This is a genomic window from Vibrio ouci (assembly GCF_004551525.1).
In the GTDB taxonomy this organism is placed as follows: Bacteria; Pseudomonadota; Gammaproteobacteria; order Enterobacterales; family Vibrionaceae; genus Vibrio; species Vibrio ouci.
Genome location: NZ_SATR01000001.1, coordinates 273,076 through 297,022 on the forward strand (window position 1 = coordinate 273,076; position 23,947 = coordinate 297,022).

General features: G+C 42.3%; 17 protein-coding genes. 3 read left to right on the forward strand and 14 right to left on the reverse strand.

The annotated features are described in order from the left end of the window. Positions 1-3: 3 nt before the first annotated feature. From ELS82_RS01150 to ELS82_RS01190, 8 genes are all read right to left on the reverse strand, one after another. Positions 4-2,091, reverse strand: coding sequence for a type I-F CRISPR-associated protein Csy2 (locus ELS82_RS01150; RefSeq protein WP_134833834.1), 2,088 nt, complete (start codon positions 2,089-2,091; stop codon positions 4-6). Positions 2,092-2,093: 2 nt separating this feature from the next. After that, positions 2,094-3,305, reverse strand: coding sequence for a TniQ family protein (locus ELS82_RS01155; RefSeq protein ID WP_134833835.1), 1,212 nt, complete (start codon positions 3,303-3,305; stop codon positions 2,094-2,096). A gap of 327 nt (positions 3,306-3,632) precedes the next feature. Next, positions 3,633-5,501 (reverse strand): hypothetical protein, encoded by a 1,869-nt coding sequence (locus tag ELS82_RS01165; protein ID WP_244230737.1) that lies wholly within the window; start codon positions 5,499-5,501, stop codon positions 3,633-3,635. A 127-nt stretch (positions 5,502-5,628) separates the two neighbouring features. Continuing rightward, the gene (locus tag ELS82_RS01170) at positions 5,629-6,621 is read right to left on the reverse strand and encodes a PDDEXK family nuclease (RefSeq protein ID WP_134833837.1); all 993 of its coding nucleotides are present in this window, start codon (positions 6,619-6,621) and stop codon (positions 5,629-5,631) included. Positions 6,622-6,657: 36 nt separating this feature from the next. After that, positions 6,658-9,240: a nuclease domain-containing protein gene (locus ELS82_RS01175; RefSeq protein ID WP_134833838.1), complete on the reverse strand. Its 2,583-nt coding sequence runs from the start codon at positions 9,238-9,240 to the stop codon at positions 6,658-6,660. Positions 9,241-9,242: 2 nt separating this feature from the next. Next, entirely contained in the window at positions 9,243-11,450 is a 2,208-nt protein-coding gene (locus ELS82_RS01180; RefSeq protein WP_134833839.1) for an McrB family protein, read from the reverse strand. Between the two features lie 81 nt (positions 11,451-11,531). Next, a complete protein-coding gene (locus ELS82_RS01185) occupies positions 11,532-13,313 on the reverse strand; it encodes a restriction endonuclease subunit S (protein WP_134833920.1) in 1,782 nt (593 codons plus the stop codon). Next, positions 13,313-14,791: an N-6 DNA methylase gene (locus tag ELS82_RS01190; protein WP_134833840.1), complete on the reverse strand. Its 1,479-nt coding sequence runs from the start codon at positions 14,789-14,791 to the stop codon at positions 13,313-13,315. The genes ELS82_RS01185 and ELS82_RS01190 overlap by 1 nt, the downstream gene beginning before the upstream one ends. Positions 14,792-14,947: 156 nt before the next feature. Here ELS82_RS01190 and ELS82_RS01195 point away from each other — a divergent pair, with 156 nt between their 5' ends. After that, positions 14,948-15,346 (forward strand): hypothetical protein, encoded by a 399-nt coding sequence (locus tag ELS82_RS01195; RefSeq protein ID WP_134833841.1) that lies wholly within the window; start codon positions 14,948-14,950, stop codon positions 15,344-15,346. A 121-nt stretch (positions 15,347-15,467) separates the two neighbouring features. Here ELS82_RS01195 and ELS82_RS01200 read toward each other — a convergent pair whose 3' ends face one another. Continuing rightward, the gene (locus ELS82_RS01200) at positions 15,468-15,617 is read right to left on the reverse strand and encodes a hypothetical protein (protein ID WP_134833842.1); all 150 of its coding nucleotides are present in this window, start codon (positions 15,615-15,617) and stop codon (positions 15,468-15,470) included. A gap of 75 nt (positions 15,618-15,692) precedes the next feature. Here ELS82_RS01200 and ELS82_RS01205 point away from each other — a divergent pair, with 75 nt between their 5' ends. Continuing rightward, positions 15,693-16,070, forward strand: coding sequence for an elongation factor Ts (locus ELS82_RS01205; protein WP_134833843.1), 378 nt, complete (start codon positions 15,693-15,695; stop codon positions 16,068-16,070). 49 nt (positions 16,071-16,119) lie between these two features. Here ELS82_RS01205 and hsdR read toward each other — a convergent pair whose 3' ends face one another. The 3 genes from hsdR to ELS82_RS01220 form a co-directional block, all read right to left on the reverse strand. Next, complete coding sequence (gene hsdR, locus ELS82_RS01210) at positions 16,120-18,558, reverse strand: EcoAI/FtnUII family type I restriction enzme subunit R (RefSeq protein ID WP_134833844.1); 2,439 nt, start codon at positions 18,556-18,558, stop codon at positions 16,120-16,122. Positions 18,559-18,681: 123 nt separating this feature from the next. Further along, complete coding sequence (locus ELS82_RS01215; RefSeq protein ID WP_134833845.1) at positions 18,682-20,067, reverse strand: DEAD/DEAH box helicase; 1,386 nt, start codon at positions 20,065-20,067, stop codon at positions 18,682-18,684. Beyond that, positions 20,061-20,606: a VspR family transcription factor gene (locus ELS82_RS01220; RefSeq protein WP_134833846.1), complete on the reverse strand. Its 546-nt coding sequence runs from the start codon at positions 20,604-20,606 to the stop codon at positions 20,061-20,063. The genes ELS82_RS01215 and ELS82_RS01220 overlap by 7 nt, the downstream gene beginning before the upstream one ends. A 101-nt stretch (positions 20,607-20,707) precedes the next feature. Here ELS82_RS01220 and ELS82_RS01225 point away from each other — a divergent pair, with 101 nt between their 5' ends. After that, entirely contained in the window at positions 20,708-21,022 is a 315-nt protein-coding gene (locus tag ELS82_RS01225) for a helix-turn-helix domain-containing protein (protein WP_039483175.1), read from the forward strand. On the opposite strand, the gene ELS82_RS01230 is transcribed toward ELS82_RS01225, so the two are convergent. Continuing rightward, complete coding sequence (locus ELS82_RS01230) at positions 21,019-22,113, reverse strand: TniB family NTP-binding protein (RefSeq protein WP_208733121.1); 1,095 nt, start codon at positions 22,111-22,113, stop codon at positions 21,019-21,021. The genes ELS82_RS01225 and ELS82_RS01230 overlap by 4 nt on opposite strands. Beyond that, entirely contained in the window at positions 22,082-23,947 is a 1,866-nt protein-coding gene (locus tag ELS82_RS01235; protein WP_134833847.1) for a TnsB C-terminal domain-containing protein, read from the reverse strand. Before ELS82_RS01235 ends, ELS82_RS01230 begins: the two co-directional genes overlap by 32 nt.

Sequence of the window (23,947 nt, forward strand, 5' to 3'; positions counted from 1 at the left end):
CGATTAATCCCTATAGTTTTTTATAAGAATAGTTTCGCTACTGCATTCTATCGACCAAAAGGCATGGTTTAAAAAGTGATCTCTTCCACTAAAACGTACTTCTACCGGATTCACTTTCTTAGCAAACCCTATCGCATTCTCTGCATAGGCGTGACAATCGGTTATAGAGTTGGACCGTTTAGTTGGACGTTCTAACAAATGGTAGCCAATAGAAACTGGCAAATTATCGGCATCTTTAGTCACTAAACGCTCTAGTTCATCAAAGCTACTCGGTTGGCTCTCACTTGGGTATAACCATCGCCCGTATGCTGGTAACCCCTTTATGACGTGGAAGAGCTCGCTCCTACTGGTAAACGTCTTCAGCCACTCAACCTGTGCCGATAACTGTGGTTGGTATAATGCCCCTCCGGCGAAAGCAACGGGAAGTGCCGTTTTAAGCGCGGTCTTAAAATCTGAAATGCGGCTATTACTATGAACTCTGATAACTAAGTCTATTTCTAGATCCGCCAATCGTTCACTACGAATGGTTGGTCGTTTAGCGTTCGAAACCGTTCTAGCTTTGGCTACTGAGTTAGGTTCGGTAAGCTTGGCTGTCGGTTGAATGTTCTCTCTTCGAACATAGAAAGAGAAACTCGAAAACTCAAACGGGGAATCACAATTAACTAACTTATTAAACTCTCTTTGATAGCTGTGCATAAAGCCCCAAATAGCCGTCAAAGAAGGAGCACCACACAGATATGGGCTACTCATTGCGACCGCATCTTGCACCCTCATCGATGACAAATAGATATACTGCTCGCCCGTTACCTTATCTTCATTGCCAATTGGTTTGCTGAGTTGTTCGAGGATCCATACAATTTGGGCTTTAACGACCTGCATAAGCTTAGGGTGATAGGCAAACTTGGCAGCATACTTATTATTCTGAAACGTGAGATGCAAGCGGCGGTTAAACTCACTAGATAAGGAACCTAGGTCCGATTCTGGTAGCGCCAAAAATGCTTGAGCTAAAGTGTCATCATGTTCCAATTGCTGTTGATTAGGGTCAGCATCAACGATATCTCTTAACTCAATTAAAGGAAGCATCCAAAGGGCTATCTGCTTTCGCAATATCTTACTTCTAACCTTACGAGCACTCTCCCTCTGCTTCTGTGTTTTTGATGGCTCTGAACCAATTAGATGATTTAAAACCTGACAAACTTTGGCATTAGTAACCTGATAGTCATCAAAGTAGTGACCACTCTTTTTGCGACTTTCAGGTAACGTTCCACCTTTCGCTGGTTTGACGTCTAGCGGGTAGTTTAGGGTTTTCATATTCCCACCTAAACTGCCACAAAGATTCCCAATACTTGCCGAGTTCGGCAGTGACAAAGACACAAAGCTAAGCTTACTTTCTCTACTTCTCGATCTCACTTCTAACTCGCTCTGAATGGCATGACTCACCACTGGGGTCACCGAAATATAATCATCTCCCCATGGAAACCGTAGCTGCTTACTGTAAGAACTGACACTATCGGGAAAATGATTATCAGGGAGCTGTTCTTCAATTGTATGTTTTAAGCGAGCAAGTGACTTAGCACCTAACCCAAATTCATTGAGCAACTCAACCCAAACAGGGCTTTCTTGCTGTATAAGTGAAAGAATGCATACGGGCTGTGATTGCCAACTAAAAGAATTCATTAGCCACAATGTGTGACGATACACCGCAGAGTTATGTGCCCACCCCAAGCGCAGATCTAATACTGCGCTTGAAATGAATACCTCGGTTGTCGTAAGAGGCTGCGCGACTATCCGCTGATCTTTAACTCGGCAGTCTGGAAACTTGAGATTATGAGTGTGGAACCATTTGATTTCATCAAGGGATGCTTCGAAGTTCTCAGCCGCTTTTAAATGCCTTTTAGCACGGGCTACATCCAACCAATCAGAACATCTATCTAAATGATGGCTTGAACTGAGATTGAGCAAGATCGTTAACGCCTCTTTTTCAAACCCTTCAACACTGACATCTTCCGTATAGGGCATGAACATTTTCTTTAGCGTAACCTGCTTTACTGCTTCGTCTTCAATTGCCAATAAGTCACTTAATTTCGTCATAGTTACCACTCAGGTAGATATACGCTTAAATCATCACTTTCAGAGCTCATTCGAGTCAGCTTTGTTTCGATGACACTTCTCAGAGTAAACGCTGATTCGTGACTCGCTATCTTTGTATGCATTCGCGGCCTAATAGCGGCTTTGATCTCACCAAACTCATACAACCGATATACTTCATCTGTTGTACAAGAGAGCAATGTAGAAGCATCTAAGGGGCTGAGCAGTACATCACCGATATTTCCTTTTGCGGTTGAAGGTACTGTTGCCATAAGCTGAGTAAAGTAAGCTAACACCTGTGTCAGTACGATATTGTAACTCAACTGCCGACTAGGTAACTGACGACAGTCTTTAAGCAGAGCACCAAAGGCTTCGTTGAAAAACACCTTCTTCCAATCTTTTACTCGCACAAGTTCTGCCTTCTCTTTCAAGGCATCGAGGTCTTGCCACAGTGCCGTTGGCCAAGCGCCACAATATTCAATGAATGACTCAAAACTGAGGTCATCGATATCGCCATAGCGATTTACATACCAAAGAAAAAAACCATAGCGCTCAGATAACGTCTTTTCTGTTTTCAATAATCCCAAGGGTTTTGAATCATTTCCTGACAACCATTGAGCGACCAATACCTCCGCCTCTGGCGCATCCTCTATCAGCGAGTTTTGGAGTTCATAACCGCATTCACATTGCTTAATACTCTTGGTACTTTGGTATTCAAGTCTCGACTTACACTCGGGGCAATAATGAATCAGTTTACAGCCATGGTGCTCACAAGCTTGGTGAGAGATAAATTGCCACTGTTGGCGAATGTAGGGAGCTTCGCTAATACACAGAGGGCAAATAGGTGTGAAGCGTTTGCGAAGAAAAGCATGGGGGTAGTCAGAGCCGAATCTATGCACAGCTTTGTACTGCGGAGAGAATTGAGCTTTTGAATGGGATAATGCTAAGCGCAGTACACCAAAGTTATTGAGCTTTAATTGGTTCTCAAGGTGGATAAGAACTCGCACTCGCATTTGGCTTGTGGTTTGAGCGTGGTAGATATTGACTCGGTTGAGCTCTAAGGGGAAAGCTCCAGCAATAGCTTCATGCTGATCCATGGTGTCGAACCAGATATCTTCAGCGAAATGAGAAAATCGCTCGTAACCTTGCTCTTGCGATAAGCGCAACAAGAAGCTTTCGAGCGATTCGTCAGGGTAAGGTTGAATGTCCGTTTTCACATGCTACCACTAAAACTTAGAATTTCTAAGTTTTAGTATTGCCGTTAATCTTAATAATTCAAATTCTATGGAGCCAAATTGTGACTAGAAATCAATTCCAGGTTTACCACCTTGGCATTTAGGGCACTTTCTTTGGAATACATCAGTCCCATTGGCGCCATACACAACACCGCACCCAGGTTCAAGACATTCGAGTTTGTATGAAACTTGGTAATGATCATTACCATTCACAAACCTCGTACCATGATTTTTCTGGTTATTACGGTTTACATAACCAATTACCGTAGTCTTCGTAGTGCCACTTTTAAACAAGTTTAATACCTTCCATTACATCCAACCTGAACCACCACACTTCCAACAACCACCATTAATACCACCATCACCACCGCAATTACTACAAGTGGTGAAGCCCGTTTTGTAAGAGCTTTGAGTTACTGATTTCTTAATAGACCCTAATCCTAAAATAGGACTTTTCGATGTGTGAATGACCTTGCCAGCTCCCGTTTTTCTCTTCATTCTAGATTGTGGTCTTGTCTCTTTAATTTGAGTTGGTGACTCCCGCTTTCGAAATGCATCGAATCGTTTTAGCCACTCTTTCGCCTCCTGACTAGATGTAAACTCGCTCAGTTTTACATCTGCCTTCGATGACAAAATCCACTTTCCACCCAGTTCATAAAGGTGAATTTTACTAACTCCTAACAACGACTTATCTACAAATTCAAACGTTGTATCACTGAGTTCAGAACGAAGCTTTCTTAGTTCAACTTGATGTTTCTCAGTAACAAAAATTTTATGTTTTTTATTAGCTAGCGTGATTTTTAAATCTTTTTGAAAGGATGAACCGAGAGCTTCTAACAATTGAACTTCGTTATCATTTGCATGTTGATACATTGCACGATGGTTTGGACAAAACAGCAGATCGGAAAAACTACTTTTCTTAGCATGGCTATGAACCGAAGTTTCTTCGAAATAATACTCTCCAGTACCTAATTTAAACGGTAAAGCTGATTGGCAGATCTGGCAGCAAAGTTCATTCGCATCATTTACATACTGCTCTACCAAAAACTCTCGTGAAGATGCATATACTTTTTGATATTCAAGCGCCTCTGTTATCTGAAGTTTTTCGTTCTCTTCATTCGGCAGCGCTGATTTAGGCCAAACCCATACAAACTTGTGTCGGAGATAGTATTTCTCTTTCAGCCATGCTAAATCTTGTTCCCATTCACGAATGGCAACAGACATATTATTCTTCTTTCTCTTCGCATTTCGAACAAAAGCAGCTATTGCCTCTGCTAATTTCCTGAGCCTTTCAGAGCTTCTAGGCATACCCCATTCGGCTACATACTTGCGGCTATCGACAAACGGTAAACGTTTTGAATAAACGTTGCTCAATAGCTCTTGCCTCTGTTTAAGTCCCAAGCCATTAATTCCGACGCAATAACCTACCGCAGATAACATACCTACTTTAGGCCAGTTAGATTCAGGCATACTCTCATCTGCTTCATAAGCGACGGTTGAAGGCCACCTGAACGTTTCTAGCTTAGGAGTCGCCACTGATGACACTACTGGTGCTACTTTGACCTTTTCTAAGATTTCGAAACTAGACGGCGCTTTAACCTCTACTTCTAATTTAGGATTTTGAACCGTTGATTGAATTAAGACATTAGTTAACGCAGCAACTTCAAGTTCTGGTTCATGTACGGTTGTCTCTACAGGGAGTGCCTTTTTTGGCGCAGCTACAACTTTATTCGCCTTAACCTGAGCCCATGTAGGCCATGGAGTCACTTGTTTTTTAGAAGCTGGCTGTAAAGCCATTTTGTGTAATCTTGGGGGGGAAGGAGAGACATCGGCCAATTTAGCGACGCTTGTGTGGACACTCTTCGACGCTTTTTTAACTATACCCTGTGAACGTTCTTTACGTTCACGATTCTTCTCTTTCCTAGTCTTCTTCTTTGTTTTTTTCTGTTCACTAACGAGTTTAGTTGAATCAGTTTTCGATTTATTAGAACGCTTCAAATCCCTCCAAAGCAACTCCAATTGGATTTCTTTGAACTGTTCATTGGTTCTAGGATCATCTAGTACAGTTCGAATTTTCTCAACCATGTGCTCAGCATCTGATTTGCTTGCATATTCGTAAACAGAAAAATCATAAATAAACTGGCTTTTTGAGCGCGATGGTTTTGGTAATTGCCCCATGGAAGTGGATAACCTCAGAAGAAAAAGTCATTAAAATCAGAACACTTTACCAATACGCATTAGTGAGCATATTGCTATTAATCAATTAATACATCCAAAAAAGGAGCTAAAAGCTCCCTTTACTAATTTAGTTCTCTACTCGTTCCGCTGCTAGACCATATCTTTTCATCGCTTCTAACAACCTTGGGATGTTGTCACCCCACTGATTTGAAATTGCGATAAGCTCACCAGAAACCAAAGTGATTAAATCGCATTCCGACGAATGATAACGGTTTAAATGTTTGTCAGCGATTTCCTCAAACAAAGCAACGGCACGAGGCAAGTTATAGTCTTTTAACGCATCCTTTATGACAAATAGGCTTTGAGGATTTTCTTGCTCAATCCAATGCGTCAAGACAGCCAATGCCAATTTACGTTTGTTATAAACTTGACCATTAAAACGATATTTCGAGTAATCGCGCTGCCCCTTTTTACTGGTGCGTTGCTCTGCCTGTTTCTCGCGGAATTTGACTTGATATGCTTCAACCTCTGGAACAGGGATGATCTGCTCTGCATTAATCAACACATCGTCTTTGTAGCGGTATGGTGTAAGGCGAACACAACTGATATCAATGCCTTTGTCCCGCAACCAAAGGACAGATGTGGTCAGTTCTTTACCAAAATCAGCGGAGGCAAGCACGATACGGACATCGTTCCCAAAGTCATCCAAACTGCTTTCATCTAAGTCGACAAACTCTAGAATGGTTTCGCGGGCATTGATTTCTAGCTCCTCTTTAGCGATGTAACGCTCAAAGTACTCACAAGCCTTATCAAACGTCATCGTGGAAATCATAGCAGCATAGCGAAGCGCTTGAAGCTCCATGTGTGCACCGATTTCATCGCGTTTCAGCTCAATCACTACCAAGTTAGCGTTGCGGTCAATGGCTAGCAAATCGATACGTCTACGGCTGTCTTCCCAGTCGGAAAACTCTTCAGAGATTACAAGGCAATCTGGGGCAATGGCGTCGATACAGCCTTTAAGCGCTTCTTGCAGATCCTGACGCTCTTGCAGCCCTTCAGCGGCAAAAGTAGTTTGGGTTAAAGCGATTAGGTTTTTGTTAGATATGTTATAGAGGCTCATTATTGTGTTTATACCTTTGACATTATTCTATTTTCACTAAACTGGCGACTCGCAACTTGGGCACTTAATATTAATTGAAGACATCGGCATCAAAGATAAATAGGTCCAATACTCGCCATTCTTAATCAATCGTGAATTGCAGGTACCACAGTGGTTATACACGGTAAACTGAGTACACTCATTGCACCGATACCAACGCTTTTGATTATTTGTTCTCATTGAGTTAGTTACATCAGAAACTTTTTCTGAACCGCAAGACACGCAGAAATTTATGGCTTGAGTATCATCAGACTCTGCACGAGATGGCGTATTATCTTCAATGCCATATTGCAAAAACATCCCTAACATACGTTGGATTTCATCAAGATAACGTTGCGACTTCATTGGGTTGGCACATACTGCGCCATAGCTTGTGGCTTGGCGTTCGTGATGTGCAGCTTCCCAGTCAAACATGGACAGCTCACCTAAATAACTGTCTTTCGCCCACTCCTGCGGAGACACGACTTTCTCAACCGCATCTAACACGGGGTGAAGAACAAACACATTGTTCTCCTGGCCTTCGCTATAATCTTTGCCGTTGTAAAGTTCATGAATAACCCCACCTATCCCACCTCTTTGCTTGAGATAGGCAGCAGAATAGTACTTAGCGTCAACGACTAACCGCTTTGAAATCTGGTAACCACTTTTGGTAATCGCTTCTACATCCAAAACAAAATCAGGGCGCTTACCATTAGCTAAGAACGGCTCGTATTGCAGAGTGATGGTTCTTGAAACACTTGGGTTGAAAAACTGAATGCTGATTTGTTCTTCATTGCCTTGAATATTCGCAATCAATTTTCGTTTCCAGTTGTCCTCTGGCTGATATCGGAATGCATGAGTCAGCACTTTAATGATTTGCAGCAAACACCAACGTTCATAAAGTAGTGGCATGTTGACTAACCCAATCGCTTCAATCTTCTCCAGCGAAAGCAAAATGTCCTCATCGGCCAAGCCAATCTGCTCTTTTAACTTTTTAAAACCCGAGTGAACCGCTTGATAGGCAGGGTTTTGCACAAAGGTCATAGAGTTAGGAAAGGTGCTTTTACTTTTGACTTTGCACTGACGCCATTCCTTCTCAACTTGTTGGAAGGGCTTTATTTTTGGTGCCAGTACCTGATGTACCATTCCAACTTTTTCATGCTCACTAGCAAAGTAACTAAGACGCTTTCGAATTGTCTCTCGTTCTTTCTCCTGTTCAGAGAGCTCTTCCGGTGTCAGCTTCGTTTTCCAGCCATTTTCATTTAGAGCAATGCCTTGCTCGCGCAACTTGGAAAACTTCTCTTTATCTCTTAAGAGTGATCTCGAATCCGCCAGAATCGTTAGTTTGGATATGAACTCTGGGTACAAAATCGAAGCTGTTCCTCTCCTAGAGGGAGGAGGCATAATCGCCACCATGTCATAGTCGCTGTATGGCTTAAACAAGCTCGCGTAATGCTCACCAGAACTAAAAATGGTATATCCATTTAGTTCAAACTGTTGCCAATCATCATGCAGGGATGGCTTAATTTTCGCCCACCACTCATTCTCAGAACCTGTTGCTTTTTCTAATCTGAGGTAGCCTTTGGCAGCATGATTCGGTGAAAAGTACTTATTGGCATTAATTTCACTTAGCTGACTCGCCAACTCGTCATTGATTGCTTCTATATCAAGTCGTTTCTTCAGCCGTTCTAAGTCTTTAACCACTAGGTCACGGTTGATCGTGCGATAGCCTTTTAAACTTTCAAAACGCTCATTGAGTTTTTCAATAGCACCAGAAAAACGACTCTTTTTGCTGTCAGCCACCCTAACCAATTGCTTTACAATGCTCAGCGTGCTCGAAACCACATACAGCACATACTGGTTTTCGGGTACGTTGTAACTCGGCTCAGATGCACGGCTCGTTAAGTGCTTACGCGAACCTTTGGTACAAATCTCCATAAATGTACGTGGAACAGGGCGTACCTCTTTGGCCAGCTTCAATGCTTGAACTTCTTTCAGCTCAACTTTGGGCTTTTTGAGGATGGTTTGTGCATTGCTAAGAATTGATGCGACCAATGACAACGCTTCTTGGTCGATGGCTGCAACCTGTGAATTTCTAGCGTCGCCCGTGATATGACTATTCTCATCGAGTATCAGCTCCCACAGGTCCGCTTTAAAATCTGATAGGTAGCGTGAAAGATCAGATTTGGTCTGTTCTGAGATATCAATATCAAGCTTTAGCGTCGAGTTACCAATGACAAACGCGATCTGACCAGCCGTTCGCCGCGCCTCACTTCGCCAAACCCGTTGTTTGGCATCCCAATGAGCGGGTTCAACCCACCACACAGCATTAGAAGCGGGATCGGTTATCGACTCTAACTGCTTTCTATCACCATTAGGCATGGCAATATAAGGCGGAGACTGATCACCATGCTTAGTTTTAATCGCAAGTTGAGCAAAACGTAGCTCATCGACCTTAGGGTAGATGGTGGTGTGTGCGGAAAAGGCATTGTTCCCCATCTGCTCAAGCTTTAGCGAGTACTCCGACTCGCTAACACTGACTAAGGTTTGCTTATCGTGCCATTTGGTCTCGATAAACTTGATAACGAATGGAGCTTCCATGATTACGCCCAGTAGTTCACAACGCCATCATTCGATTCAGCGGTTTTAACCAAACGCTCTACCGATTTGGTGCAAGAAAACTCCGCCGTTATCTCTGCTTGATTACCCAACAGCGACTCAAGGCGAGGTAAGAATACACGGCTAACAAGTTCAGCTTTACTGTAATCGCCTACTTGCTTATCACCATCAAATGTGAATTTTGGTAGCACCTTATGAACGATAAAGTTGTTGATGGCCAGAGACTTATTTTCGTTTACATCGCTAAACAAACTTACGTAGTTAAGCCCTTGTCGAATGGTACGCATACCAAACTCCACGCCAAGCGGGTCAAAGACATCTCGGTTTAAAGTCGTAAATAACTCGCAGAATTCATTCGAACGTTCAAATTTCGGATAAGGGGTACGCTCACCAAGCTCTTCAATATCAAACACTAGTGGTAAAGTAACGTCGTCTAGCCCGTAAGAGTCAATCTCATCAAAAATAGCATCCCAGTCGGTCAGCAAAGGACTCTTAAACTTCATCACATGCGCGCGGTCAAGAATTTTTGGTGATAGGTAATGCGTCGTTTCGTCGATGTTAATAGCACCAATAATTCTTACGTTCGCTGGAATCGTGATCGACGAAGGCGTGCCGAGAACACCTGCTAACATGCGTCTGATGTCACCGTGGTATTTAATCAGTGAGTCTTTATCGCTAAAGCCAAATGCGCGTTTCATCTCTGCGTTTATCTCTTCATCTTGCATAAGCGCAACGAAGTCCACGATGCCGTTTTTGCTGAATTTTTCTTGCGCGTTAGAAATGATCGAAACAACCCCTTTTAGCTCGGCGAGAACGTGTGCGGCTTCATCATCCGAGTAAAGTTGAATAGTCGGCTGCTCGTTACGTTCTTCAAGCTTAGAAAGAAAGTCTGCAAAGTAATATTCCACTCGGGCAAGGTTCATTTCGTCCAAGCAGATGAAATATGGGATATCAGGGTTTTGTTTAGCTTCGATCAACGCCTCAAGAAATGGTGTCGCCAAGTATTTCTTCTCTAGCGGGTTGTAATAGCCCAGCAAATCTTCTGAACTGGTCCAGTTTGGCTTAACAGGGATAATTTTCGATACCCCACCAATAGCCTTGGCAAACGACTGAACCAGGTTCGTTTTGCCTGAGCCAGAGTCTCCCGCCAAAATAATGAGATCGTTGGTACGAATGAGCGTCAAGAAGTTCTCAATAATATGGCGCGGATAGAGAATATCTCGTTCTTTTAGGTGCGCTTGAATGTATGAAACGGCATCGCTGTAGTTAGAGTTTAGGGATTGCGAAAAAGAGATGTGCTCGCCACGATCCTTATTAGACAAGGGGCTTCCAACAAAAAAGTCGAAATCTTCATCATCCAAAAACTCAAAACTCTTGAGGAAGATGGCTTTCTCTTTGATGAAATCTGTTAGTTTCTCGACTTTTCTTGCCATACATTCCTCTGCTCTTCGGCTCTTTTCGATAATGACGTCTAACTCAGCTTTGCTTTCTTGAATCTTCAGATTTAGCCGATCATTATCATTATTTAGTTCTTCATTTCTCTTGATTGAGCTTTCAAGCTCTGTCGTTGATGCTGTGATTTTATCCTGTGTACTTTTGAATGCGTCTGACAACTCCGCCAACTTCTCAGTCATATCCTGTTGTTTTTCTAGCAACGTTGCCTCTAACGCTTCTGTTTCTGAGGCGATTTTGTGTTTAACACGCTTAACTTCTGCGTCATAAATAACTTTGCGTAGGAGTGTTTCATCTTCATTTTGAATTAGGGCTTGCCGGTCTAAGTTAGGCAATGCATCGGGCAAGTAGGTCAAACGCTCAACCGTCTTGTCATTGACGGCTAATAGAAATGGGTTGTTTTTCTTAGCTCTTTGCGGGATGGACGCTAACATTAGCTCACAAGCAACCATGCCTTTAGTGTCATTGCCTAGCACTATTTTTGCTACTGATGGGTTTAAAAACACACCTGATTGCAATTCATAAGAATCAGCCAAAGGGTATTCTATGCTTTGGTTGTCATGAAGTGTTTTTGCGTTACGAATGCCAGCCCAGTTCCCTGCCTCGTTAATACTCAGTTCACCCCAGACATCAATTTTATGATTTTCCAAGCCCCAACTATCGTAAAGGCGTTGATAAAGCTCTTCATCAGAGAGCCCTTTAACCTCTTTAAGGTCATAGATAACTTGTTCTAAAGCCATGATTTTTATTCAAACAACTTAGGGAAAAATGGCAGCGTTCTAGCTGCCATTAATGTGTATCAGAACCGATAACCGTGTCGACTACAACGCCTGCTCAACAATCGCGTCAGTAAGCTGAAGCTGGGTTTGTTGGCTGTCGCGGAGGCGTTCTATTAACTGATCGCACATCTCATTTAACTCTCGAAATTTGGCAACAATACGTAGCTGTTCTTTTATTGGAGGTAAACTGACAATAAAACTCCGAATCAAAGTAAGGTTGAGATTTCCTTGAGAAACGCCTTTGCCTAAAGTATTTCTCTCAGAGAAGCCTCGACCAATTGGAGAGTTCAACCAAAGCTCCAAGTACCTTGCGTGAATTTGACTTTTATGAGGTTTTAACAGCCCCGTGCTGACATATATTGCGAACTCAATATCACTATCAATAACCGCAGCTTCTCCAATACCAGCGCCAACTCGTGACAACAGAATATCTTCGAACTCTGGCTTGCGATTCTTAATATATGCCTGATAGTGTTCTTCTGATACATAACGGCAATGCTGCGGCATAAATTTAAACGGTTTTACGCACTGAGCAGAGATAAAAGGTCGTCCATCATCTGTATATTTAGGTGTTTGATGGGTGCCGTCAGTTATCAAAGAGCAAAGATCTTGCATATGTGCAAACTCCCACCCACTCGGCAGTTCAAACGGCATTTCATCATCAGAAATCGGCGGCAGTGCTTTCTGCTTTTTGATTTTCTTCTCTTTGATTAACTGCGCTTTTTCTTCCGCAATACGCTCAAGCAGCTTTGCAGCAGGTTCATCATTTGGATCTTGTGGGACAAGCTTACCCATTACCGCCAGTTGCAGGATGGTTTGTTTTAGCTGGTCGATGCTCTCTTCTGTGGTGAACAGGGTATCGAAATGCTCCGCAGCCATTTGCCAGTTTTGCATTAGCTCTTCAGCATTTGCAGAGTTGGTTAGCGTGTCTAACAGCGTTGTTACCAATACCTGATGTGCCGCAATGCTGGCTTCGGTTTGTTGCTCTAGTTGGTCGCAGAGTGTCATTAGTTCATCGACTTTGGCGACAATGCGGTGTTGTTCTTCTTGAGGAGGCACAGGAACAAGTAATTCAACAAAATTTGAAACCGATATACCACCAATAATACCAGTCATTTTCTCTGAGAACTGTTCAAAAAATAATGGCGTTAGGTAAAGTGACAGAAGAAAGCTAGACTTAATCCCGCTATATGGAACATTTGCAAACAGCTTGTTCCCGAAAAATATATCTCTATCAACTAATCCGCACTTTTTACCTGCACTACCACCTTCAGCACAAATCAACACTGTGCTTTTGGGTGCAAGTTTAAATTTTGGTTCGTTTTCAGGTACATGTGTGTCAACAGTATAAGATAGTTTATCAAACCCATAACCAATGTCTTTAGTTGAAAGGTATGGTAATCCAACACCATCTGAGTATTTTTCTGATTTTAATCTTGTACTAATACTGTTTCCATTAAACACATTACCTACCGTACCTAAACGTGCCCAAGCCCAGCCTTTAGGCAGTGTAAAAAGTTCATCTTCCTCTTTAATTTCAGATAGCTTTTTAGGTTTCTTAATCCTCTTATCTTTCACCAACTGAGCTTTTTCCGCAGCAATTCGCTCAAGCAGAACAGAAGCTGGTTCATCACTTGGATCTTGAGGTACTAACTTACCTCGCACCGCTAACTCTAAGATCAGCTCACGCAGTTTCTTAACGCCATACAACTCTAGCTTTTTACTACTGCCACGCCCTGTGGTTGCTTTAGTTTTTACCGTTGAAGTCCAAGTATCGATATTGTCTGTAATCAACTGATTGATAGGTGTTTGGTCAAAGCTCATCATTCACCCTCACCTACAGATGATTTCAGAGCATCACCAAGAATGCCTTTCAGCTTGTTACGCAGATCTGTGATATCTTGTTGCTGCTGTTCATAACTTGCCAATAACTCTTGTGGATCATGGCTGACAACTTCTTCTTGATATGGGTTTTTAATATCGAGATTGAAGTTACGCTCGATGATCTCTTCAATCGAAACTTTCCATGCGTGGTTATTCTCAACACGAAAAGCAAAACCGTCGTCTTCACTGCCCCACCACTCTTGCTCTTGTTTGAACTCTTCAAACTTCATTGGCTTAGTTTTGCTGTAGTTCTTCACGCCCTCTGGGTATGGGTGTTCGTAGAACCATACGTCTTTAGTTGGCTTACCTTTGGTGAAGAACAGAATGTTGGTTTTGATGCCTGTGTATGGGTTAAATACCCCGTTAGGTAAGCGCACGATGGTATGTAGGTTACACTCTTCCGTCAGCATCTTTTTGATTTTGGTTTTTACGCCCTCACCAAACAAGGTGCCATCCGGCAATACCACACCCGCTCTACCGTTGTTTTCATCAAGCACTTCAATAATCAACTGCAAAAACAGGTCAGCCGTTTCACGGGTTTGCATCTCTGCAGGGAAGTTTTTCTCGATACCATCTTCTTCTGTACCACCAAACGGAGGGTTGGTCGCAATCACGTTAATATTGCTATCCCAGTTTGCTAGTGGTTTGTTTAGCGTATTGCCGTGCTTAATTTGAACGGGTACTTCAATGCCATGCAGCATCATATTAGTGATACAAAGTAGATGCGGAAGTTGTTTCTTCTCAACGCCGTGGATTTGCTTTTGTAGGGTTTGGTGGTCAGCAGCCGTTTTCACGTAGTTGTTTTTAACATGATCGAATGAACAAGCAAGGAAGCCGCCCGTACCCGTTGCTGGGTCCATAATAGATTCACCAAGCTTAGGATCTAGACGGTCAACAATAAAGCGAGTCACGGCACGAGGGGTATAGAACTCACCAGCGTTACCCGCGCTTTGCAAGTCTTTCAGGATTTGCTCGTAGATATCACCGAATAAGTGACGTTCGTTAGAGTCAGTAAAGTCGATTTCATTCAGTTTATTGATGACTTGGCGTAGCAGCGTACCGTTCTTCATATAGTTGAAGGCGTCGCTGAACGCTTCTTTGACCACAAATCCACGCGGGTTCTTATCAATCGGTGCGGTGTAGTTTTTCAGTGTAGGGAACAGGTCATCATTGACGAACTCAAGCAGTTCATCACCAGTCATGCCTTCAGCATCCGCCGCCCAGTTACGCCAGAGGTATTCTTCTGGAATGGGCTCTCGGTAATCATCCATTTCAAGCTCTAGTTCTTCTTCTTGAGCATCAAACACTTTAAGGAACAACAGCCATGACATTTGGCCTAGACGCTGCGCATCACCATCAACACCTGCATCTTTACGCATGATGTCTTGAATGGATTTAATTACTGAACTGATCGACATAATTTTCTTACTTTTAAACAACTGAAATTTGTGGCGAATTATAACAGAACTAGGTCAAAAAAAATGAAGTTAGTTCTATGAAACAATAGAGATACTTTTCATTAATCGATAACCTAAACTTATAAAACTAGAATCATAAACATAGTTGGCTAAATAATGAAAATTGAATGCCCTCATTGCCAGAAGGACAATGAGATTGAGTTTGCAGAAAACATATCTTGTTCAGAGTGTGAGAAGAGCTTTAAAGGGTTTAAGTTCAGTAAGCGAAAGTTAATTTCAGCGAGCGCTGCTCTTGTTGTTGGAACCATAGGTGGTTACAAGGTGAATGCGGCTTTAGAAGAGACGAGATATCCGCTCGCTGTAGAATACGCCATTATCGATAGCTGTGTGAACTCATCATCGAACATGGTTTCTTCTAGTTGGTATGAGAGTAAGAGAGAGATTTGCTTATGCGCACTAGGAAAAACCATTGACCAAGTTTCTTATTCCACCTACAAATCCGAACAGGCAAGTTTCATCAGAGTATTCAAACAGAGTGCTAATACTTGTCGATAAAATGGTGGCACTGAGGCCACCAAATAAAGTCTGCTACTTTTTGGTATTACCACGACCAGGACCAGATGGCTTACCAGTTTTGCTTGGGTAGTTAGGGTTTGGTTTACTCATGAATCAGCTCCTATTTTGATTGTTTTTGGTTGTTGTGCGCCGCTCGTTGAGCTCGGCCAGCAAAGTCGCCTTTCGGCACATTTCCACCATTTTTCTTGGCTGCATTTCCTTGGATACGAGCAGCGGCTTCAGGTGTCATTGGTGTTTTAGATTTAGTCATGATTTTGTCCTTTGTTATCGTGATTAAGATGTCTTCGCTAAGACAAGGTAATAATAACTAGGGGGTTAGGGACAAATGGGGACAACTACAAAACAAACGCAAAAACAGATTCAACGAGCTTTGGATGCCTTAGGCTGGAGCCATAACCAACTTGCAAGTGTGCTTTATGAAGAACTCAATGATAACGATGATTTTAGAGAAACTGACAAAGATGACATTCGTAAGCTTGGACAAAATATAAAAAAACAACTTCAACGTGAATCAACGCCTGACGAACGGCTAAAACAGTACTTACGCATACTCTCAGAGCATCCAGATTACCAAGCGTTAAAGCTGGGAACCGTACTCCCTCAGTATGTTGAGCATGAATGCATTAACAGCGATTTGACCGTTCAACTAACAGAACTCTCGGCAGAATTAGACCAGTTCAACGAAAATGAAAAAGGCCGCTAGTCTAGCGGCCTCAGAAATTTTTGTATTTACTCTTTGTGATTATTTATTATTACGCGGATTGATAGATAGCAGCTTCTAGTTCATTAACCGCTTCTAGATACTGGTTTTTTCCACCAAATCCTTTTTTGATAATTTCTAGCGGTCGACCCATTTCATCAAATGGCTTCACCTTTAAGACGTGAATATTTTCGATCTCTTGAACTCCTTCATCAGCGTACTTGTCCAACAGATTATTGAGTACTTGTTGCGCTGTTTCACCATACTTAGTGAAGTAGTTACGCTTCTTGACGTTTTCTGCACGTTCTTTACGAGTCAATGGTGGTTGGTCATACACTACGTGACAGATCATATCGAATGGATCTAAGTCTTTGCCCACTTCATCTTCGAGCGCTTCCCATAAGATGCCTTCACGAGCAAGCTCTTCAATAATGGCTTCTTTACGGTCAGCATCATTCCAACGCTTGGTAAACTCATCAAGAGAAGCAAACTGCTTAGCCATGGTCTTACGTGTGTAATCTTTAAAGGACTCCGTAACAAGCTTACCGTCTGAATCATAATATTGAATACGTTCAGCTAGTGCTTTTACCGATACGCCATTGACATGGAACTTACGAACTTTGTTCTCATCTTCCCAATCATCACCTGTTGCTCCAGTATCTGAGCCGTTGTTGCTATAGGTTTGCTCTGGTTCTTGAACTGAATCAGGGTCGATATCTTCGTCCCCAAACGGGTTATCCAAACCGTCATCATCAGTACCCACAACAATATCGTCTAACGCACCTTCGTCTTCGAAATCTTCAGGCGTTGTTACTTTCACGCGCTCTGGCGTGCCATCGAAACGCTCGTCAGCAAATAGTTCAGTCGCTTTCTTAAAATCTAAGATAGTGAACCAAAGCTTACCGTAACGCTCATCAATTCGAGTACCTCGTCCAATAATCTGCTTAAACTTAGTCATAGATTGGATGCTTTGATCTAATACCACCAACTTACAGGTCTTCGCATCAACACCCGTAGTCATTAACTCCGAGGTCGTTGCTATGACAGGATATTTCTTTTTCGGGTTGATGAAGTTATCAAGCTGAGCTTTACCGATTTCATCATCACCGGTAATTTTCATCACGTACTTATCGTTTTTCTTCACTTGCTCTGGATTGAGATTCACCAAAGCACGGCGCATACGCTCGGCATGATCGATGTCATTACAGAACACAATGGTTTTCGCCATTGGGTCAGTACGCTTTAAGTAGTTAGTGATGGTTTGTGCCACTAGCTCGGTACGTTCATCAATAACCATGGTGCGGTCGAAATCTTTCTGGTTATAGATTCGATCATCAATCACTTCGCCATGCTTATCTGTTTGACCTTTGGTTGGTCGCCAACCTTGTACGTCAACATCAATATCAACGCGAACCACTTTGTAAGGCGCTAAGAAGCCATCCTCAATGCCCTCTTTCAATGAGTAGGTGTAAACAGGATCACCAAAGTATTCGATATTAGAAACTTCATCTGTTTCTTTTGGCGTTGCTGTTAAACCAACTTGAGTTGCAGAGCTGAAGTACTCCAGAATTTCCCGCCATGCGCTATCTTCAGATGCACTGCCACGGTGACACTCATCAATGATGATCAAGTCAAAGAAATCAGGGTCGACTTGTTTGTAGGCTTTTTGAGCTTCTTCTGGGCCTGTTAACGCTTGATATAACGCTAAGTGAACTTCGTAAGCTGGATCGACGGTACGACCCGTAATTTTGGTCATCGCTGAGCCAAACGGCTGGAAGTCATTGGTTTTGGTCTGATCGACAAGGATGTTTCGGTCGGCTAAAAATAGGATACGTTTCTTAGCTTTAGCTTTCCAAAGACGCCAAATAATTTGGAATGCTGTGTAAGTTTTACCTGTACCTGTCGCCATAACCAATAAGATTCGCTCTTGACCAGACGCTACCGCTTCAACTGTTTTGTTAATCGCTTGAAGTTGATAGTAACGAGGTGACTTACCACTACCATCATCGAAATAGTCTTGAGTAATGATTGGTAAATGCTCTTCTTTATAGCCTTTCCAAACACAGTATTTATGCCACAGCTCTTCAGGGGACGGGAAATCCTCTAGGCGAATTTCTGTTTCTAGTTGGGTGGGATTGGTTAAATCTCTGAAGATGAAACCATCACCATTCGAAGCAAATACAAACGGTACTTCTAACAGTTCGGCATACTCCATACCTTGCTGCATGCCTTTGCCCACTTCATGTTTGTTGGCTTTCGCTTCAACAACCGCAAGCGGCATACTTGGCTTATGGTAAAGAACGATGTCGGCCGACTTCACTTTCTTACGAGCCGCAGCCTGACCACGAACGATCACCTTGCCGTCTCGAAGCTTCACTTCTTGACGAATTTGAGTCATATCATCCCAGCCTACGTTCTTTATTGCAGGAAGAATAAACTTGGTGATGATGTCTGTTTCAGAAAGCTTAGACTTGGAGAACTTTTCGACCATACGACTTTGATTCCATACTGAATTGCGACGGATTATATAACAAAGTTCATATGATTGAAGAATAAGAACGCAACAATAGTGTGGTTAACAAGTAATTCGATCACAAATTGCAGACTTGGGAGGTTAAACATAATCAAAAGCTGCTATCACCCGCTCTCGAAAAGCCCCAAGCTTTATGCGTTCTGATTCTTCGATGGCTAAAAAATCACTATCCGCATTTTCTATAAAAGTATCTGTAGCCCACTCAATTTGTAGAAAATCATTTGTTCGTGGTTCAGAAGTAATGCACTTCTCTTCAAATGAGGAGTTTATGCAAGTTGGAATTTCTGACTTTTCAATTTCAAGAAACGAACAAGATTCTGGAATATCTTCTTCTACACGCTCTGCGAACTTGACCAAACTTTCTTCGGCAAAGGTATACAACCATGCTTCTTGGTTGGGTGAATCATTAACTCTCAATATCCTTCCAAGGACTTGCCTAAAGTAAAGTTCCGTTTTGACCGAACTCATATGACAACAAACCTGTAGCCGAGGGATATCCGTGCCTTCACTGATCATCCCAACACTGACTATCCATTGAACATTCGAGTGACGAAAAGACTCAATTTCATTTAACGGATTATCATGATGATAAGTCACGATGCATACTGATTGATTAAAGTGCTCAATAAGCCGCTTTTGAATATGTTTAGCGTGCTTGATAGAAGCGGCGACGACTAAGCCTCCTGCATTTGGGGACTCTTGTCTTGTTTGGGCTAGCTTTTGGCAACCACTATTCAATATGTAATTCATAGCGTCTTCATTGTGAATGACACTGTGATATGAGACATCAGATTGTTTAAGGCAATCAAGAATAGAAGCGAAGTGTTGATTGTCCCTGCCAGCATTAACACTCAGGTGTTCATTATCGATTAAAACGATTTTAGGGCGGCGACATACCTTATCTTCAACGGCCTGTTGCAAGCCGTATTGGTAATCGCAAACAACCTTACCCTCAGGGTCGGAATATTCAGCCATGACAATGGGTAGTCGATCAGAGCGCCAAGGTGTGCCCGACAGCGCTAATGTGTAACGGGCAAAACCTTGGATTTTACTGACAATTTCTAACCCCCATGAATTTGATCGCCCCTCATCATCAAATGAACAATGGTGGATCTCATCAAATACGACTAAGACTCTATATTTACTGACTGTGTTCCAAAAGTTCTCATCTAAAAAACGGATGGATTGATACGTATAAGACCCACCTAAAGAGCCCAAGCCACCATTAAATGAACATTTCAGTTTCCATGAAAAGGTCTTTTTCATCCCTTCAGCGACCGAAAGAGATGGTGAAAAACAGAGAACTAAATCAATCATACCTTCTTGAAAAAGACGCTTAGCAACCTCTGCAGCCATAACAGTTTTACCCGCTCCTGGAGTTGCTTGACAGAAGAAGTGTGAACGCTTGTTTGAAGTAAACTTATCGATAACTTGAGCTGCACATTCAGCTTGCCATGTTCTTAACATTGGGAAGCCTTGCTTTGGGCTACTTGCATCCAGTTGGTTAGTGCATTGATTTTGCCCAATAGCTTGGCTGAGCGCTCTCTAGCTGCATTGAATAACGGCTCCATATCATGCTTGTTGTTTGGGAAACGTACTAACAAAGATTGATATTCCTCTATTTCGCCTAGAGTAATCGCTAACTCACCTTCATGATGTTTCTTCTCTTGCTCTAGTGTATTTAGAGAGCACACCGGAGTTTGAACAGTTATTGAATCGACTTTAACTTTCTTATTTCTAGCGGCTCTAGGCTCAATTGTGAGCGCTTTGAACTCATTAGTTTGATGGTAACGCTTGTCTCTGCGAGTCCCAATGACAGAAAGCCAGCCTTTCTCCTCAAATGATAAAAGTTGTTTGTAAATATACTTTCGAGCGTCGCCCCTGCTCGAAAAGGTTGAAATACCGTTTAACAAAGCATCCCTAGCTTCTATAACAGAGAAATTGTCCATCCCTTTTTCAATCAATAGGTTAAACATATCAGGGTTAATTCTGGTTACTTTCTTCATGTGACTCTTGTACGCAACGAAAACTTAGGATTGCTAAGTATACAAAAATCAGTAAAACTTAGACAATCTAAGTTATCTAAAGGTTGAAAAGAAATGTGTAAGTGCAGAAAGACAACCCAATCCCAGCGAGGCTCAAAGCTGCGCGTAAAAAAGCCAAAATCACCCAAAAAGATTTAGGGGTGAAAATCGGCATGGAACCAAGCTCTGCTAGTGGGCGAATGAACCATTATGAGAAAGGTAGACACGTACCAGATATTGGTACACTCGAACGAATGGCTGAAGAGTTAGATGTTCCCTTGAACTATTTTTTCTGTAGGAACGAATTGAGTGCTGAACTGGCGTGTGCCATTGAGAAAATGAGTGACGACGAGAAAAAGGCGTTACTGGAAAACCTAAATGGCGAAAGCCATCTCTAAGCTTTAAGCCCGCTTTTACTCAATAACATGCTCAACGGAATTGCATCTGTAAATCGCGGAGCAAGTATTTTATCTTCTGCGGCAATGGCATTTAGGTTGTAAGTAGACCCAGAGTCAATTTGATGAAGACGAAGCTCCTCTACAGGAGCATCAAATGGGTTATCCAAATAGGGGAACTTAAATGAAAACGTGCGCGACAATATCGCTTTGTCTATCGTATCGACGTTCTCATTGAAACTCATCAGTAGTGCATCTTTCAAGAAGTGCTTCAACCCTCGGCACTCCCCTCTGCACATAACAAACAAAGGATATAACACTTCATTTTTTGTAAGCACTGGCGGTTCTTCAAAGCCCATTCTCGAACTCAAACCCGCGACAAATTTGGCAAAATGCTTTTTTTGTTCCAAGTCAAAGGCATAATGTGCAGATCCACTCGAATGACTGGTAGCTTTCAACAGCTTGAAATACTGAATCTTTCGCCTCCAACTTAATCGTGAGTTCCATTGCGGCTCTGTCGCTAATACATCAGCATAAGGCATACCAACCAATACAAACGAAACTTTCGCTTCCTCACTTATATATTTGAACGTATTAGCAATTGCTTGCCTTTCATCTGCTGTTGAAAACTCGACAAGCTCTTGAATTTCATTGACAATAATCAGCTCTACAGATTTACGCTGAAGCTGCTTTACGACAGCTTCGCCAAGTGCAATTTCATTCCGTCGTCGGTTAGATCTTCCACCTGACTTTCCATCTAAATCGGCTAAAAACTGTGTGAGCGTATTCTGCTCATTTATACGGCTCGGGACTCTGGTACTGAGAACTGGTTGTTTGCTCCAAGTTGAACTCGACGGAAAGCGTGATAGATAGTTGTTAATCAAAGCCGTCTTTCCACTTCCGGCCTCACCAGTTAACAAGAAAGACTCCGGCTCACCGCCAAGGGAGTGATTAAAACGAAGTTGATCCAAAATAGAGTAGATTTCAGTTATTGCAGGGTACTCGATAAAGCAAGTTTCAAAGGACTTTAGTTGCTCAAACTGACTAGATGTTAAGTTCAAATTAATACCCCTCAATATCTTCAAAATCATCATCAGATAATTGCCCTGAGACATCGAACACTACCGTAGTTTCTTGTTTAACTGGAATAGTATTGATTGAGCTTGGTCCGTCTGACCCCACATCATTAAACTTTGCTAACTTCGAAGTATTACCCGTTTTAGGCAAGCTAGCCTTATTACTTTTTGCATTGCGGAATCTATCAGTTTCTTCCTGAATACGACTTTTCATATATAAAAATGTATCTGCAAGCGACTCATCATCAGCAAGTTGTCTAATGTTAAGCCTGCGTACTCTCTGTATGCGTTCATGCTCAAAAAGTGATAGACCATTTGTATACCCAGTATTATCTACTGCAGGTACTTTTATATACTTCTTTTCCGACTCTAGGTAGACATGAATATGGCTTATATCAGAAGGGTCTGTTTTGGTCTTAACAAAAAGCTTTTTGCCATTGTTGGATGCCCAATATTTACGGTATTCAATAAGTTCAGGGGACTGATAGCGTAGGTTATGAAGCCTGATCCCTGCCACTCCAATGGTTCTGTGTCTAAGCAAGCCTAGCTCGACTCTAAGTTGCTCCTTCTCTGCACCATCGTAGTAGGATGGAGTCCACTCCGATTGATTCCACTTATGATATGGAATGGCGCGCTCTCTTGAGTCTGGTGCCATATGGTAATAATCAACAATCCACTTATGAAGCAACTCAAGAAACACGGAAACTCTAACCACTGCATCCTTTTTAGGATTGTAATCTTGAAGTTGAGTAGGATTGGTGAACGTTTTTCCAGGCAATGCGTTCACTAACCCTTTGTTCATCTGATCAAACAGTTTTTCGATCCCTGACTTTCGCCAAGGTTTAGCAGTTTGACTATATTGAATGTCAGTTACGAATGGTCTTAAAGAGTCTTCTAAGCTATCGGTCCAAAATTCAGCGCCATTATCAACAACTAGGTAGTCAATCTTTCCATGACATGGCCAATCATTCTTTATAGAAGGGTAGCTATTTTTTAACCAGCTTTTATCTATTAAAGTATTAAGCAAAGCCTTGCGCACAGAGTCGAAACTGGGATCTCTAAAATTCACACTCAACCCTACGATACACTTACTGAAACGATCATAAAGCATAGTCAGGTATGGGCGCCCCAAAGGAATCTCTAACTCATCATCAATCAAAATCACTGGAACTGGAGTATGGTCAATTTCGACATATTCCATTGGTTTGGTCGCAGCCACTTGCTGACCAACCGAACGAAATTCTCGGTCTGCGTATCGTTTGCCAAACCTTGCGATCGCGACCTCATATGGAGGTAAGTCGTGTATTCGATTATAAAAAGAACGCTCTGAAATTAGTTTGATTTTCCCCTCGACAATCCCGCGATTTATTTGAATCACTCGACTCTTATAGTATCGGTATGCTTCTGCAACGCTAAGTCGTTCACGTGTCAGGTATACGTTCTGAATTGCCTCATCAATCAAGGATTGCGAATCCATTTCTTTTTGGCGGTTGCCCTTAAACGTATGCTTCGGAATAAGTGCACATGGGTCTTTACCCGCTTCAAAGTAAGATTTTTTCCAAGTTGCTAAAGTTCGCCAACTCGGGGGAGTGAGCTGTAATTCCGATTCCACGAGACTTAGGATAGGGTTCAAGTTTTTCTCGGTCCATCCACCTTTTAAACGCTTCTCCACGAAAGCGATGATTTTGATACGACGGATAACTTCTTGTTGCACCTTCGGTGATTGAGAATCAATAGTTGAAGATATTTCAAAAGGTTCTTGAGTTAGCTCTATTGGAAGCTGCTGAGACTCTCCTTCTGAAGCTTCAAACTCATCAAAGAACCCAAATATACTCTTGGAGTCTGATGACAT

What these genes read in the sequence shown, in the direction of transcription:
- ELS82_RS01180 (WP_134833839.1), bottom strand. Translation starts at nt 11,450, where the DNA reads ATGGCTTTAGAACAAGTTATCTATGACCTTAAAGAGGTTAAAGGGCTC.
- ELS82_RS01170 (WP_134833837.1), bottom strand. Translation starts at nt 6,621, where the DNA reads ATGAGCCTCTATAACATATCTAACAAAAACCTAATCGCTTTAACCCAA.
- ELS82_RS01150 (WP_134833834.1), bottom strand. Translation starts at nt 2,091, where the DNA reads ATGACGAAATTAAGTGACTTATTGGCAATTGAAGACGAAGCAGTAAAG.
- ELS82_RS01205 (WP_134833843.1), top strand. Translation starts at nt 15,693, where the DNA reads ATGGGGACAACTACAAAACAAACGCAAAAACAGATTCAACGAGCTTTG.
- ELS82_RS01195 (WP_134833841.1), top strand. Translation starts at nt 14,948, where the DNA reads ATGAAAATTGAATGCCCTCATTGCCAGAAGGACAATGAGATTGAGTTT.
- ELS82_RS01235 (WP_134833847.1), bottom strand. Translation starts at nt 23,947, where the DNA reads ATGTCATCAGACTCCAAGAGTATATTTGGGTTCTTTGATGAGTTTGAA.
- ELS82_RS01175 (WP_134833838.1), bottom strand. Translation starts at nt 9,240, where the DNA reads ATGGAAGCTCCATTCGTTATCAAGTTTATCGAGACCAAATGGCACGAT.
- hsdR (WP_134833844.1), bottom strand. Translation starts at nt 18,558, where the DNA reads ATGGTCGAAAAGTTCTCCAAGTCTAAGCTTTCTGAAACAGACATCATC.
- ELS82_RS01215 (WP_134833845.1), bottom strand. Translation starts at nt 20,067, where the DNA reads ATGTTAAGAACATGGCAAGCTGAATGTGCAGCTCAAGTTATCGATAAG.
- ELS82_RS01200 (WP_134833842.1), bottom strand. Translation starts at nt 15,617, where the DNA reads ATGACTAAATCTAAAACACCAATGACACCTGAAGCCGCTGCTCGTATC.
- ELS82_RS01230 (WP_208733121.1), bottom strand. Translation starts at nt 22,113, where the DNA reads ATGATGATTTTGAAGATATTGAGGGGTATTAATTTGAACTTAACATCT.
- ELS82_RS01185 (WP_134833920.1), bottom strand. Translation starts at nt 13,313, where the DNA reads ATGAGCTTTGACCAAACACCTATCAATCAGTTGATTACAGACAATATC.
- ELS82_RS01220 (WP_134833846.1), bottom strand. Translation starts at nt 20,606, where the DNA reads ATGAAGAAAGTAACCAGAATTAACCCTGATATGTTTAACCTATTGATT.
- ELS82_RS01190 (WP_134833840.1), bottom strand. Translation starts at nt 14,791, where the DNA reads ATGTCGATCAGTTCAGTAATTAAATCCATTCAAGACATCATGCGTAAA.
- ELS82_RS01165 (WP_244230737.1), bottom strand. Translation starts at nt 5,501, where the DNA reads ATGGGGCAATTACCAAAACCATCGCGCTCAAAAAGCCAGTTTATTTAT.